Annotated in this window: 14 protein-coding genes; 6 read left to right on the top strand and 8 right to left on the bottom strand. The window is 69.0% G+C overall.

The features are described from left to right. Positions 1-39 precede the first annotated feature (39 nt). Together AB4Y72_RS01850 and AB4Y72_RS01845 are read left to right on the top strand one after the other, a co-directional pair. Positions 40-1,473 carry an AMP-binding protein gene (locus AB4Y72_RS01850; protein ID WP_441424470.1) on the top strand — a complete coding sequence of 478 codons (1,434 nt, stop codon included), beginning with the start codon at positions 40-42 and terminating at the stop codon, positions 1,471-1,473. 55 nt (positions 1,474-1,528) lie between these two features. After that, positions 1,529-2,719: a thiolase family protein gene (locus tag AB4Y72_RS01845; protein ID WP_441424578.1), complete on the top strand. Its 1,191-nt coding sequence runs from the start codon at positions 1,529-1,531 to the stop codon at positions 2,717-2,719. 475 nt (positions 2,720-3,194) lie between these two features. Here AB4Y72_RS01845 and AB4Y72_RS01840 read toward each other — a convergent pair whose 3' ends face one another. The 3 genes from AB4Y72_RS01840 to AB4Y72_RS01830 are packed head-to-tail and all read right to left on the bottom strand — an operon-like array spanning position 3,195 to position 5,259. Then, a complete protein-coding gene (locus AB4Y72_RS01840; protein WP_441424469.1) occupies positions 3,195-3,827 on the bottom strand; it encodes an energy-coupling factor transporter transmembrane component T family protein in 633 nt (210 codons plus the stop codon). Continuing rightward, positions 3,824-4,615 carry an energy-coupling factor ABC transporter ATP-binding protein gene (locus tag AB4Y72_RS01835; protein WP_441424468.1) on the bottom strand — a complete coding sequence of 264 codons (792 nt, stop codon included), beginning with the start codon at positions 4,613-4,615 and terminating at the stop codon, positions 3,824-3,826. Before AB4Y72_RS01835 ends, AB4Y72_RS01840 begins: the two co-directional genes overlap by 4 nt. Further along, complete coding sequence (locus AB4Y72_RS01830; protein WP_441424467.1) at positions 4,612-5,259, bottom strand: biotin transporter BioY; 648 nt, start codon at positions 5,257-5,259, stop codon at positions 4,612-4,614. Before AB4Y72_RS01830 ends, AB4Y72_RS01835 begins: the two co-directional genes overlap by 4 nt. Before the next feature lie 302 nt (positions 5,260-5,561). Between AB4Y72_RS01830 and AB4Y72_RS01825 the strand changes: the two genes are divergently transcribed. Then, positions 5,562-7,160 carry an ABC-F family ATP-binding cassette domain-containing protein gene (locus AB4Y72_RS01825; RefSeq protein ID WP_441424466.1) on the top strand — a complete coding sequence of 533 codons (1,599 nt, stop codon included), beginning with the start codon at positions 5,562-5,564 and terminating at the stop codon, positions 7,158-7,160. A gap of 70 nt (positions 7,161-7,230) precedes the next feature. On the opposite strand, the gene AB4Y72_RS01820 is transcribed toward AB4Y72_RS01825, so the two are convergent. The 4 genes from AB4Y72_RS01820 to AB4Y72_RS01805 are packed head-to-tail and all read right to left on the bottom strand — an operon-like array spanning position 7,231 to position 9,335. Continuing rightward, positions 7,231-7,710 carry a YbaK/EbsC family protein gene (locus tag AB4Y72_RS01820; protein ID WP_441424465.1) on the bottom strand — a complete coding sequence of 160 codons (480 nt, stop codon included), beginning with the start codon at positions 7,708-7,710 and terminating at the stop codon, positions 7,231-7,233. A 3-nt stretch (positions 7,711-7,713) separates the two neighbouring features. Beyond that, positions 7,714-8,592: an SURF1 family cytochrome oxidase biogenesis protein gene (locus tag AB4Y72_RS01815; RefSeq protein ID WP_441424464.1), complete on the bottom strand. Its 879-nt coding sequence runs from the start codon at positions 8,590-8,592 to the stop codon at positions 7,714-7,716. Continuing rightward, complete coding sequence (locus AB4Y72_RS01810; RefSeq protein ID WP_441424463.1) at positions 8,593-8,874, bottom strand: hypothetical protein; 282 nt, start codon at positions 8,872-8,874, stop codon at positions 8,593-8,595. Further along, positions 8,871-9,335 carry a DUF3099 domain-containing protein gene (locus AB4Y72_RS01805; RefSeq protein ID WP_441424462.1) on the bottom strand — a complete coding sequence of 155 codons (465 nt, stop codon included), beginning with the start codon at positions 9,333-9,335 and terminating at the stop codon, positions 8,871-8,873. Before AB4Y72_RS01805 ends, AB4Y72_RS01810 begins: the two co-directional genes overlap by 4 nt. Positions 9,336-9,488: 153 nt before the next feature. On the opposite strand from AB4Y72_RS01805, the gene AB4Y72_RS01800 reads away from it, so the two are divergent. The 3 genes from AB4Y72_RS01800 (at position 9,489) to AB4Y72_RS01790 (ending at position 11,908) form a co-directional block, all read left to right on the top strand. Beyond that, on the top strand, positions 9,489-10,214 hold the full coding sequence (locus AB4Y72_RS01800; RefSeq protein WP_441424461.1) for a beta-ketoacyl-ACP reductase: 726 nt from the start codon (positions 9,489-9,491) through the stop codon (positions 10,212-10,214). A 270-nt stretch (positions 10,215-10,484) separates the two neighbouring features. Then, positions 10,485-10,904: an Hsp20/alpha crystallin family protein gene (locus tag AB4Y72_RS01795; protein ID WP_441424460.1), complete on the top strand. Its 420-nt coding sequence runs from the start codon at positions 10,485-10,487 to the stop codon at positions 10,902-10,904. Positions 10,905-11,143: 239 nt separating this feature from the next. After that, positions 11,144-11,908 carry an SDR family oxidoreductase gene (locus AB4Y72_RS01790; protein WP_441424459.1) on the top strand — a complete coding sequence of 255 codons (765 nt, stop codon included), beginning with the start codon at positions 11,144-11,146 and terminating at the stop codon, positions 11,906-11,908. A 126-nt stretch (positions 11,909-12,034) separates the two neighbouring features. On the opposite strand, the gene serB is transcribed toward AB4Y72_RS01790, so the two are convergent. Continuing rightward, positions 12,035-12,973, bottom strand: a complete 939-nt coding sequence (serB, locus tag AB4Y72_RS01785) for a phosphoserine phosphatase SerB (RefSeq protein ID WP_441424458.1) — start codon at positions 12,971-12,973, stop codon at positions 12,035-12,037. Positions 12,974-13,022: the final 49 nt, after the last annotated feature.

Below are 13,022 nucleotides of genomic sequence, written 5' to 3'. Positions count from 1 at the left end.
CAGGCGGCCGGGCCGTCCGGCGACGGTAAAGTTGGTGCGATGCCATTTCTCGACAGACTCCAGCGCTGGGCGGATGACCGTCCCGACGAAACTGCCGTCGTCGTGGCCGGAGAGCGCCTCAGCTGGGGCCGCCTGCGTGACCAGGCGGCGGCACTGGTGCCGGCGGCGCCCGCCATCACCGTCCTGTCGGAACACAACTCAACCCGGTTCGCCGTGGCATTCGCGGCCGCAGTTGCGGGCGTGCGCCAGTGCGCCGTGCTGGATCCGGCCTGGCCCAGGCAGCTGGAGCACGCGATCACGGACCGCATCGCGGGCATCCCCCCGGCGCCGGGGCCGCCGGCAGGGCCGGATCTTGGGCCGGGAACGGAACTGGGGACGGATTTTGTTGACGGACCGCCCGGTGCCTCCTTCCTGATCGGCCTGACCTCGGGCACCACCTCGGTCCCCAAGGCGTTCACCCGCTCGCGGCGGTCCTGGCAGGAGTCGTTCGAGGCCTCCATCGAATTCTTCGGACTGACCCGGGACGACAGGATCCTGGCCCCCGGACCGCTCGCGGCCAGCCTGAACCTCTATGCCCTCGCCGAATGCCTGTACGCCGGCGCAGAATTCCACACCCTGGACCACTTCGACGTCGGCGCCGCGCACGCCGCCGTCAGCCACGACGGCATTACCCGGCTTGTCCTGGTCCCCACCATGCTCCGGCTGCTCAGTGAGCGCGGGCTGGCCGGCGGGGTCGATGCCTCCGGCATCAGCAGCATCGTCTGCGCCGGCTCCAAGCTGGATGCGCGCACGCTGGAGGCGGCCCGGCGCTGGGCCCCCCACGCCACCATTTTCGAGTACTACGGCGCCTCGGAGCTCAGCTTCGTCTCGGGCGCCGGGCTGCGTCCGGGCGAGGCCGCCGAGCCGGGCGGGACCGGCATCGGGCAGCCCTTTCCCGGCGTCGACATCCGCATCCTGGATGACCGCGGGGCCGAACTCCCGGACGGCAGCGACGGCAACATCTGCGTCCGCAGCGGCATGGTCAGCAATGGTTACCTGTGGGGTGATGACGGACAGGCCCTGCGGTGTTTCGACGGCTGGTACACCGTGGGGGACCAGGGGTACGTCTCGGGCGGGACCCTGCACATGCTGGGCCGCCGCTCCGACATGATCATCACCGCCGGCACGAACGTCTACCCGCACGAGGTCGAAATGGCGCTGGCATCTGTCCCGGGCGTCGCGGCGGCCGTGGCTGCCGGCAGGACCGACGATGTCCGCGGCCAGCGCGTGGTGGCCGGCGTGGTCCCCGCGCACGGGGCGGTCACCGCCACCCACCTGAAGTCGGGCATCGAGGACGTCCTGGCACGCAACAAGCGCCCGCTCGAGTACTTTGCGCTGGCGGAGCTGCCCCTCACGGACCGGGGCAAGATCAGCCGGCAACTGCTCCTCGACTGGGTGGACCGGAACGACCCCCGGATCCGGCGCCTTGGCTGAGCGGGCGGCGGACCGCGGCCCGGGGTCGGCTGCGCCGGTGCCGGCGTCCCCGGCAGTGGTCGCCGGGCTGCTGCCGGCGGACCGGCAGCCGGTCATTATCGCCGCGCGCCGGACGCCGCTCTGCCGCGCCAATGGCGCCCTGAAGAGGCTGCGCGCCCACGAGCTCCTGGCCCCGGTGCTCCGCAGCCTGCTCGCCGATTCCGGGCCGGGACTTGTCCCGGAGTTCGTGGCCGACGTCGTGATCGGCAACGCCGTGGGCGGCGGCGGGAACGTGGCCCGGCTGGCGGCGCTGGAGGCTGGCCTGCCCGTCACCGTACCCGGCGTCACGGTGGACCGGCAATGCGGCTCGGGTCTGGACGCAATCGTCCTGGCCGCGCGGCTGGTCGCGGCGGGCGGCAACGGCGTCTACCTGGCCGGCGGCGTGGAGAGCATCAGCACGGCCCCGCTCCGGGCCCACCGCAACGACGACGGCACCGCCGAGTACTACAGCCGGGCCCAGTTCGCCCCCCTCAGCCTCGGCGATCCGGACATGGGCGTCGCCGCGGAGAACGTCGCCGTCCACGACCAGGTCAGCCGCGAACGGCAGGACGCGTTCGCGCTGCGGAGCCACCACCGGGCCCTGGCCGCAGCCGCCGCCGGGCGGTTCGACGCCGAACTCGTCCCGCTCGCTGCAGGGTCCGGGACCTGCGTTGAAGCCGACGACGGTCCGCGGGCCAGCCTCGGACCTGCCCTGATGGCCCGGTTCGCGCCCGTGTTTGCCAGCGGCGGCACCGTGACGGCGGGGAACTCGTGCTTCGACGCGGACGGGGCCGCCGCCGTCGTCGTCACATCAGTGGAACGGGCCCGGCAGCTGGGCGCCTCGGACGGGCTGCTGGTGCTGGGAACGGACACGGCCGGGGTGGCGCCGCAGCTGCTGGGCATCGGCGCCGCCGCGGCGGCCGAACGGCTCCTGGGCGCGCACGGCTTGACGGCGGCGGACGTGGGCCTGGTGGAATTCAACGAGGCATTCGCGGCGCAGACGCTGGCCTGTTTCGACCGGCTGGGGATCGATCCGGAGCGCGCGAACCTCGACGGGGGTGCCCTGGCGCTCGGGCACGCGTACGGGGCCTCCGGCGCGGTCCTGGTCACCCGGCTGCTGGCACAGGCACGCAGGTCCGGGGAGCAGGACCAGCTGGCATTGGCAATGATCAGCATCGCAGGCGGCATGGGCACGGCCGCGCTCTTCGCCTACCGCCGCCTCGCCTAGCAGACCACCAATGACAGGCCACCAATAACAGGCCACCAATAAACAGGCCATCACCCCCGGGGGACATGCTCATTCTTCGCCGCGGCTGGCGGACATAGCGGGCATATGTCCCGTGGCTCCTGCCGTGACGGGACATGCCCCCTCGCCGGCTACCGGACATGCCCTGCCTTGGACCCCGGTATGGTACATGCCCCTCGCCGGCTACCCGACGTGCCCTGGCCTGGACCCCAGCCCGGACACGTCCAGTCCTGGGCGCGAGGGCTGCACATGATGGCTTTATGTCCATCGGCTGCGGTCAGAGGAGGGCATGTCCGGCGGACGAGTATCCAAGAGGCGTACACCGAGGGCCGCCGGGAGAGGACATGTCCAGTCCTGGGCACGAAAACAGGACATGGTGGCTATATGTCCATCGGCTGCGGCCAGGGGAGGGCATGTCCACCGGGACGGGCGTCACCGCGGGTGCGGCAAGCGGTGACTAGTCGTCCGCGTCCTCGGGTTCGCCCAGTCCTCGGGCGGCGAGGGCCTCGCCGGTCTGCCGGGCGAAGGCGACCGTGGTGATGATCACAGGCAGCACAAGCGCCCTAGGGTTGCGATCGAACCCGCGGGCCCGCGCGGAGTCGCGCACATGCGAAAACGCCTCGGCAACGAACGGGATGCTGCGGAGCATGATGGCAATCGTCAGGGCGAAGCGCTCGGGGTCCGCACCGAGACGCCGGAACGGCCGGGCCAGGGATGCCACGCCGTCGAGGAGCGCCTGCACCGGGGTGGTGGCGGTCAGGATTGAGGCGGCGACAACGCAGACCAGGACGTTGAGCACGATCCGGGCGGCGGTCGGTGCGCCCAGCTGCCACCACTGGAAGAGACCGATCGCCACAAGCACCGGGAGGACCGGGCGCACCGCGCGAAACAGCCGGGCCGGGCCGGCACCGCTGAGCAGGAACAGCCCGCACAGCAGCGCCAGCATGGCGGCTGACACGGCCCAGTCTTCGATCAGGAACGACGTCATGCCGCATCCAACGACCAGCAGGAACTTCAGCCACAGCGGCGCCCGGTGGATCAGGGACGAGCCCGGCACGTAAGCGGCCAGGAGAAACCCATGGCCGCTCACGGCTGCTCCAGCCGTGCCCGCTCCGGCCGGCCCGCATGAGGACCGCCGGCGCCCCCGCCGTACAGTCCTCCGCCATGTGCAGGCAGACCGGCGGCGCTCAGGGCACGGTAGTGCGCGACGGCGGCGGCCGGGCCGCCGTCGAACACGATCCTCCCGGAGTCCACCACCAGGACGCGGTCCATGTCCTGGGCGAGTTCGAGGTCGTGGGTGGACAAGATGACCTGCTGGCGGAGCCCGGCGAGCGTGCGGCGCAGGAGTTCGCGGTTGCGGAGGTCCAGCAGCGTGGACGGCTCGTCCAGGACCAGCACCTCCGGGTCGACGGCCAGGACGGCGGCCAGCGCCAGGAGCTGGCGTTCGCCACCGGAGAGTTCGTAGATGCTTTGGTCCGCCAGGGCCAGGAGCCCGAACCGTTCCAGGACGGACTCCGCGCGGGACCGGCGTTGCGCGGTGTTGCGGATGGAGCGGCGCAGGGACAGTTCCACGTCCTCGCGTCCGGTGGGCATGACGAGCTGGGAGAGCGGATCCGTGAAGACGAAGCCCACACGGCGGCGGACCTCGCGCACGGCCCGCACGGTATCGGCGCCGTCCACCCGGACCGTGCCCTCGCTCGGCGCCACCAGCCCGTTGAGGAGCCGGAGGAGGGTGGACTTGCCGGAGCCGTTGGCGCCGATGACCCCGATGCGCCGTTCCGGGAGTTCCACCGAGAGCTGCTGGAGCAGCGTTTTGGGTGCGGGGCGGCCGTCGACCGTCACCCGCACCGTCACGCGGTCCAGTTCAATGGTGCTCACGGCCGGGCGTCAGCCGTCCGGACGCGGCGGAGCAGCAGATCCGGGAAGGCCTTGTGCAGGGCCAGGGCGAAGCTGACGGCCAGGACGTTCTTGATGATGTCGCCGGGGTAGAACACGAGGTCCGCAAGGAACGCCTTGGAGAAGTCCAGCTTGGCGTTAACCATCATGCCCAGGATGCCAAGGCCGTGGATGAAGACGATGCTGCTCGCCATGGCGGCGGCGAACAGCAGCACGGCACGCAGCTTGCCGGTGCGGTGCGCGGTGCGCCGGAGCACGACGGCGGTCAACCAGCCCACCGCGGTGGCGGCCAGCAGGAAACCGACGATGTAGCCGGCGGAGGGGCCCGCGAGGACGCCCAGTCCGCTGCGCCCGCCGCTGAAGATCGGCAGACCCGCGAAGCCCAGCAGCAGGTAGAGGCCGACGGCGGCGAAGGCCCGCCCCGGGCCGAGAGCCAGACCCGTCAGCATGACGGCCAGGGTCTGAAGCGTGATGGGAACGCCGAGACCGCCGACGGGAATGGCGGCGATCAGGGCGGAACCGGCCACCAGGGCGGCAAAAACGGCGATCAGGCCAAGATCGGTGGCGTTCCAGCGGCTCCGGCGGCGCGGGGCCCGGACTGTGGCGGGAAGGTCGGTCTGCGTCATGGTGTTCCTGTCGAGTGCTGCGGTGGAAAGCGGACTAGTGATTTCGACTGTACGGTTGCGGCGCGTCGAGTTTTTTGTAGATGCCCTACTAAGCGCCGCCCCGGATGCTGGAGGGCGCCGCCAATGACCGAGGCCGGGGCTCCCGCTGACGACTGGCTGCTGCCATATGAGTCCATGTCGTGGGGCCGGGGCGGTGCCGGTAGACTTGTAGAGGCCGTGCTCTCGCACCGCCCTGCCCCGGCCCCGCCAAGACTCCACCCGTTGTGCCGCGGCATTCCCTGTTGTGAAAGGCCTTAGCTGCATTGATTACCGTCCAGGATCTCGAACTGCGCGCCGGCGCCCGCCTCCTCATGGACCAGGTGAGCTTCCGGATCGACAAGGGAGACAAGATCGGCCTGGTCGGCCGTAACGGTGCAGGCAAGACCACACTGACCCGCGTACTCGCGGGCGAAGGCCTGCCTGCCGCGGGGAAGGTGACCCGCAGCGGGGAGATCGGCTACCTGCCGCAGGATCCGCGCACCCCGGACATGGAACAGCTCGCCCGGGACCGGATCCTGTCCGTCCGCGGCCTGGACATCGCCGTCGGCAAACTCCGCGTGGCCCACGAAGAGATGGCCAGCGAGGACCCCGCCGTCCAGCAGAAAGCGATGAACCGCTATGACCGGCTGGAATCGGAATTCCTGGCCGCCGGCGGCTACGCTGCCGAGGCCGAGGCCGCGGCGATCTGCTCGAACCTCGCCCTGCCGGACCGGCTGCTCAACCAGCCGCTGAAGACCCTGTCCGGCGGCCAGCGACGCCGCGTGGAGCTGGCCCGCATCCTCTACTCGGACGCCGAAACCATGCTCCTCGATGAGCCCACCAACCACCTCGACGCCGATTCGATCTCCTGGCTCCGTGAGTTCCTGAAGAACCACCAGGGCGGCCTGATTGTCATCAGCCACGACACCGAACTGCTCGAAGCCACCGTGAACAAGGTCTTCCTGCTGGATCCCAACCGCGCCCGGATCGACTTCTACAACATGGACTGGAAGCGCTACCTCACCCAGCGCGAAACGGACGAGCGCGCCCGCAAGCGGGAGCGGGCCAACGCGGAGAAGAAGGCTCAGGTCCTTATCGACCAGGCCAACAAGATGCGCGCCAAGGCCACCAAGGCCGTGGCCGCGCAGAACATGGCCAAGCGCGCCGAACGTCTGCTGGGCGGTTTGGAAGCCGTCCGCGCGACCGATCGCGTGGCAGCCCTGCGCTTCCCGGATCCGTCACCGTGCGGCAAGACCCCGCTGACTGCGGACGGCCTCAGCAAGTCCTACGGCTCGCTGGAAATTTTCACCGACGTCGATCTCTCGATCGACCGCGGTTCGAAGGTGGTCATCCTGGGCCTGAACGGCGCCGGCAAGACCACCCTGCTGCGGATGCTCGCCGGTGTGGACAGGCCCGATACCGGCGAAGTCGTCGCCGGCCACGGCCTGAAAGTGGGCTACTACGCCCAGGAGCACGAGACGCTCGACGTGGACCGCACCGTCCTGCAGAACATGCGCTCGTCCGCCCCGGACATGAACGATGCGGAAGTACGCAACATCCTGGGCTCATTCCTGTTCTCGGGTGACGACGTCGACAAACCCGCCGGTGTCCTCTCCGGCGGCGAAAAGACGCGCCTGGCGCTGGCCACCATCGTGGCCTCGAGTGCGAACGTGCTGCTCCTGGACGAGCCCACCAACAACCTGGACCCGGCCAGCCGCGCCGAAATCCTGGGCGCCCTGAGCAACTACACCGGCGCCGTCGTGCTGGTCAGCCACGATGAGGGCGCCGTTGAGGCGCTCAACCCGGAGCGCGTCGTCCTGCTTCCCGACGGCATCGAGGACCACTGGAACGAAGACTACCTGGACCTCATCACGCTGGCGTAGGTCACCCAACTAACTCGCAGCAGGGGCCGTTTTGAGCACTCAAAACGGCCCCTGCTGCGAGTCAGTTGGATTAACGGACGGGCATCTCTTCGGCGCCCGTGATGCGCTGCAGGTCCTCGTAGCCGATGGAGAACATCGAGTTGTGGTCGCCTGCCCCGGCCCACAGCACGGGGTGGGCCGCCAGGGACTCGTCCAACAGGGTCCGGATCCTTTCCGGATGGCCGACCGGTGCTACGCCGCCAACTTCCTGGCCGGTGTGTTCCAGGACGAACTCGGGGGTGGCCCGGCGAATCTTCCCGGTCCCCAGTTGCGCGGCGACTTTGCGGACGTCCACCTTGGCCGAGCCGCTCGCGAGGATAAGCAACGGCGCGCCCTCAACGTCGAACACCAGGCTGTTGGTGATTGCCGCGACGTCGCAGCCCAGCACGTCGGCTGCGGCGGCCGCCGTCGGGACTGTCGAATCGAACACCGTCACGGTGTCCCGGGCGCCCAGGGCTGTGAGCACGCGCTTCACGTTGGCCACAGGTGCGGGAAGGCTCTCCGGGATCATCGGTCAGAATCCCTGCGCGTCCAAGATGGCGTCTTCCTCTTCCTCCGCCGTGGCGTTCTTGCGCTTGCGGGGAGCAGGACGACGGCGCACCGCCGGGCCGCTCGAGTGCAGGAACACGCCGTCGGCCGCCTCGGCCTCGGCGTCCTCCGCATCAATGGCTGCGTTGCGTGCCTGCTGCCGGGCCGCGTAGCCAAACCCGACGAACATCAGCACGCCGAAGGCGAACCACTGCAGGGAGTAGGAGAGGTGGGTGCCCTCATCGGTGGACGGCTTGGGGAACGGGAAGGGCATGTTGGACACGGAGGGTGATTCGGAGGCGAGCTGCCCGTACGCACCTGTCAGGAGCGGATAGCCGAGCTGGGTGGCATACGCGGAGAGGTCGATCGAGGCGAGCTGGCCGTCGGGGGCGCCGCGCTGAAGCGCGGGCTCGGCCGGCTTGAGGCGGGCAACGACGGTTGTTGGTCCCTGAGGCGGTGCCGGCACGGAGTCGGGCCGGCCCGGGGTGTTGTTGCCGATGGGCAGCCAGCCGCGGTCAATCACCACGGTGTCGCCGGAATCGAGCTTGAACGGGACCACCACCTCGTAGCCGGGCTGGCCGTTCAGGGGGCGGTTGCGGACGATCCGTTGACCGGCGGCGTCGTAGCTGCCCTTCAGTTCCACCTGCGTCCACTCACGCTCCGTATCGAGGCGGATGAACTGGTCCCGGACTTGGGCGAAGGGCACCGGGGTGGCCGAGTAATTCGAGACCACCCGGTTGATTTCCGCGAGGGTTTCGGCCCGACGGTCCATCTGCCACCGGCCCAGGCCCACGCAGCCGGCGGCGAAAATCGCGGCCAGCAACAAGTACCCCAGCCACTTACTGGAGAAGAGGAAACGGTACATTCAGCCGATCCTGCCTGACGGGTCGAGGGGCGCGGTCTCGTGGTGCGGGCTCTCCTGGAGCGGCAGGCTTTCTTTCCATAACCCGCGGGTCTGCAGGTAGTCCTCAAGCCAGGCGCGGTGCTCACCGCATGCCAGCCAGATCTTGCGCCGTTCAGGGGTGTGGATTTTGGGGTTGTTCCACAGGAGCTGCCATTCCGCCACGGCGCGGCAGGCCTTCCGCGAGCAGACGGTGCCGGAGGCTGCGGCGTCGCCGCCGTTCCCGGCCAAGTCAAAGAGATTCATGAAGCTGCCCGTCCGTGGTTGTCGTCGTCATTCTCGTCATCGATCAGCTCGCCTTGCAGCAACGTCGCCGCGGCGTCATCAGCGGCGTTCTCTGCGGCCGCCTCGGGCGGCCCGGCCGTTCCCGCGGGCGCCGGAGCGTCCAGCTCTGTGAGCGGCGCGTAATCCAGGAGGGAGTCACTGTGCACTTCCGCCTTGTCGCTGCCGTTGGCGATAACGACGGCCACCCATGGCAGGAACACCGCACCAAGGACCGGGATGAGTTTGAACCAGCCGTCCACCACAAAAATCAGGATCAGGCAGACCATGCGGATGCCCATCGCGATGGCGTACTTGATCATCCGCTGGCGCATCTCATCCGAATGCGCAGCAGCGGCGTCCGTGATGCTGTGCACCTCGCTGTCGCCGGACTCGGCGTCCGGCCTCCCGGGCACAGGAACACCGGGTCGGTTTTTGAGTGTCACGGCTGTCAGATCACGCTCCCAAGGCTTACTCCGATTCTCTCACCATCGGCGGAGCCGCCCAAACGGGTGCGCGCCGGACGCTAAGATCGGAGGCAGGAAAAATCCAGCCCCCCCCAGCGCGGCCGTCCCTGCCGCAGAAACCCGGAGCCCCCTATGTCTGAGACACCCACCACCGGCCGCAGCGTTCTGATCACCGGCGGAAACCGCGGGATCGGGCTGGCCATCGCCGAGTCCTTCCTGGCCAACGGCGACAAAGTGGCGGTCACCTTCCGCAGCGAATCTCCGCTGCCCGAGGGCATCCTCGGTGTCAAGGCGGACGTCACCGACGAAGCGTCGGTCGACGCCGCGTTCACGGAAGTCGAAGCCGCCCACGGCCCGGTGGAAGTGCTGGTCGCCAACGCCGGCATCACCAAGGACACCCTCCTGATGCGCATGAGCGAGGACGACTTCACGTCGGTGATCGACACGAACCTCACGGGTGCCTTCCGCGTCATCAAGCGCGCGTCCAAGGGCATGATCCGGGCCCGCAAGGGCCGCGTGGTGCTGATTTCCTCGGTGTCCGGCTTGTACGGCGCGCCGGGCCAGATCAACTACTCCGCCTCGAAGGCCGGCCTGGTGGGCATCGCGCGGTCGCTCACCCGCGAGCTCGGCGGGCGCGGGATCACCGCGAACGTGGTGGCGCCCGGCTTTATCAACACGGACATGACGGCGGAACTGCCCGAAGCCACGCAGAAGGACTACCTGACCAAGGTCCCCGCCGGGCGCTTCGCCGAGGCGTCCGAGGTCGCCAACGTCGTGCGCTGGATCGCCAGCGACGAGGCGTCCTACATCTCCGGCGCGGTCATCCCGGTCGACGGCGGCCTCGGCATGGGTCACTAGCCCCAGCCACCTCAGCCCCGCGGGTCAGAGCGCAGGACGGCAGGCCGGGCGGACGACGTCGGACCCTTCAGCCCCGCGGGACCGAGCGGACGACGGCGTCATCCGTCGTCGTCGGCTGCCGGCCCGGGTCCGCGGGGGCGGCCCGGAAACGGGCCCGGAAGTCCGCCACGCTAGGCCTTTTTGCCCTTGGCGCCCGTGCGCCGCAAGCGTGTAATGGGCTCACAGCCCCTGACCATGCCGTGGCCGGGGCGTGGACGCAGGAGGAACATCATGAGTGATCTCAGCAAGTGGACGCCCTCGGACATGCTGGAGCCGGTCCGCCGCTTCCTGGACGGCGACCTGACTATGGCGCCCAGCATCAAGATCGAACAGTTCCAGGAGGGCACCACCCTGGTGGTCCGGGCGGAAGTGCCCGGCATCGAGCCCGAAAGGGACGTCGACGTCTCTGTCAGCGAGGGCATGCTGAACATTGCGGTGCAGCGTGAAGAAAAGTCCGAGCACAAGAGCAAGACCGGCTACCGCTCGGAATTCCGTTACGGCTCGTCCATGCGCAGCATTGCGCTGCCTGCCGGCGTGAAGGAACAAGACATCACCGCCACCTACAAGGACGGCGTCCTGGAAGTTCGCGCGCCGGCTCCCGTAGTGGCTCCAACGGAAACCACCACGAAGATCCGGATCGACCGCAGCTGAGTCCGGCGTGGCGCCGGGGGGACATGTCCAGTCCTTGCCCTGGCCGTCGGACATATGGGGCATATGTCCAGTCCAGGGCGGAGGCGGAGGGCATGTCCCGCGGACGGGGCCCGCGCCGCCCGCGGGAACTACGCCGCCGGGGCTTCTTTGTGGACGCTGAACAACAGAAAAGCCGCAATCCGCTGGCATGATGGAGTGCGGACCCACAGTGTTTGGACGTTTGGAACAAAGGAGCTTGTATGGGACTGCTGGAAAACAAGACTGCGATCGTGACCGGTTCGTCGCGCGGAATCGGCGCCGAAGTCGCCAAGTTCCTCGCCGCCGAGGGCGCGGCAGTCGTGGTGAACTACCGCCAGAAGGCGCCGCGCGCCAACAAGGTCGTCGCAGAGATCGAGGCCGACGGCGGCCGCGCGGTGGCGGTCGGGGCGGATCTCACCACCCAGGAAGGCGTCCAGGCCCTCGCCAGTGCCGCCATGGAGAACTTCGGCTCGCTCGACCTCCTGGTCCTCAACGCCTCCGGCGGCATGGAGACGGGCATGGAAGAGGGCTACGCGCTGAAGCTGAACCGGGACGCACAGGTGAACATGCTCAACGCCGCGGTGCCCCTCATGGCCGAAGGCTCGCGCGTGGTCTTCGTGACCAGCCACCAGGCGCACTTCATCAACACGGTGGCCACCATGTCCGAATACGAGCCCGTCGCCCGCAGCAAGCGCGCCGGCGAGGACGCCCTGCGCGACCTCGTGCCCGCCTTGGCGGACAAGGGAATTTCGCTCGTGGTGGTCTCCGGCGACATGATCGAGGGCACCGTCACGGCCACGCTGCTTGACCGTTCCAACCCCGGCGCCATCGAGGCCCGCCGTGCCGAGGCCGGCAAGCTGTACTCGGTCAAGGAGTTTGCCGCGGAGGTCGCCAAGATGGCCACGGCCGACGTCGAGACCGGCCACACCGAATACGTCGGCGGGGCAGACTACTTCGATAGGGCCGCAGAAAAGGGTTCCAACTAACCCCTCGGGCCCGCGGCCAGCAGAGATGGCACGTCGCGGCAATGTTCGCCAAGAACATTGCCGCGACGTGCCATCCGGTTGTTAAAGCGCCATCCGGCGGTTAATGTGCCTCCCGCGGTTCAGGCTTCAGACGCCGGCGATGTACCGCACGGCGTCGAGATAGGGCAGGTTGACGGCGGCGTCCGCGGCCGCCCGCACGGCCGGCTTCGCATTGAAGGCGACGCCGATTCCGGCGGCGCCAAGCATGTCAAGGTCGTTGGCTCCGTCGCCCACGGCAATCGTGTGCTCCATGGGGATGCCCTCGGCCGCGGCCCACTCGCGCAGGTACTTCTCCTTCGCGGCACGGTCGACGACGTCGCCGACCACCTTCCCGGTCAGTGCGCCGTCGGCGATTTCGAGTTCGTTCGCGATCCAGTAGTGCAGCCCCAGGTCCTCGGCGATCGGCCGAAGGATCTGGTTGAACCCGCCGGACACCACGGCCACGGCATGGCCGGCGGTCTGAAACGCCGCCACGAGATCGGCGGCCCCGTCGGTCAGCCTGACTTCGGCGCGGACCTTCTCAACGACGTCGGACGGCAGCCCGGCGAGCACCGCCACCCGGGCGTGCAGGCTCTGGGCGAAGTCCAGTTCGCCGCGCATCGCTGCCTCGGTCACGGCCGTCACTTCCTCGCGCTTGCCCGCATAGGCGGCCAGAAGCTCGATCACTTCCTGCTGGATCAGTGTGGAGTCCACGTCCATGATGAGGAACTTTCGCGGCGCGCTGCGCAGCGCGGCGGGAACCAGCGCCGTGTCCACGCCGTCAATGCCGGACGCCGCCAGCGCCCGGCGCGGCCCGTCCAGCAAGGCCGCCGTGACCGTCGGAGACGTGGCCCCGGGGGCCGTTCCGGGCCCTGGAGCGGGGGAGTCCAGTACACACTCGGCCGCGGACACCTCGAAGCGGCCGTCACCGCCCCGCGTTTCATCGCCGACGCTCAGCCCCGCGGCCGTGAGGAGCGAACGCAGCCGCTGGATGTCGGGCAGGGACAGTTTCAGGCCGTAGCTCACTGCGGTCACGTTCAAACTCATGGCTTCAATCCTAGCGAGCGGGGGTTATTCGGCCCGAATCCGTTGCGCG

Origin of the sequence: Arthrobacter sp. YAF34 (assembly GCF_052113245.1) — a bacterium.
Taxonomy (GTDB): domain Bacteria; phylum Actinomycetota; class Actinomycetes; order Actinomycetales; family Micrococcaceae; genus Arthrobacter.
The sequence above is the reverse complement of the archived record's forward strand: the minus strand, read 5'-3'. Positions and strand labels throughout refer to the sequence as shown.

Excerpts from the sequence above, each read along its gene's own strand:
- AB4Y72_RS01850 (WP_441424470.1), top strand. The coding sequence starts at position 40 with ATGCCATTTCTCGACAGACTCCAGCGCTGGGCGGATGACCGTCCCGAC.
- AB4Y72_RS01830 (WP_441424467.1), bottom strand. The coding sequence starts at position 5,259 with ATGACGCAGACCGACCTTCCCGCCACAGTCCGGGCCCCGCGCCGCCGG.
- AB4Y72_RS01820 (WP_441424465.1), bottom strand. The coding sequence starts at position 7,710 with ATGATCCCGGAGAGCCTTCCCGCACCTGTGGCCAACGTGAAGCGCGTG.
- AB4Y72_RS01815 (WP_441424464.1), bottom strand. The coding sequence starts at position 8,592 with ATGTACCGTTTCCTCTTCTCCAGTAAGTGGCTGGGGTACTTGTTGCTG.
- AB4Y72_RS01810 (WP_441424463.1), bottom strand. The coding sequence starts at position 8,874 with ATGAATCTCTTTGACTTGGCCGGGAACGGCGGCGACGCCGCAGCCTCC.
- AB4Y72_RS01800 (WP_441424461.1), top strand. The coding sequence starts at position 9,489 with ATGTCTGAGACACCCACCACCGGCCGCAGCGTTCTGATCACCGGCGGA.
- AB4Y72_RS01795 (WP_441424460.1), top strand. The coding sequence starts at position 10,485 with ATGAGTGATCTCAGCAAGTGGACGCCCTCGGACATGCTGGAGCCGGTC.
- AB4Y72_RS01790 (WP_441424459.1), top strand. The coding sequence starts at position 11,144 with ATGGGACTGCTGGAAAACAAGACTGCGATCGTGACCGGTTCGTCGCGC.
- serB (WP_441424458.1), bottom strand. The coding sequence starts at position 12,973 with ATGAGTTTGAACGTGACCGCAGTGAGCTACGGCCTGAAACTGTCCCTG.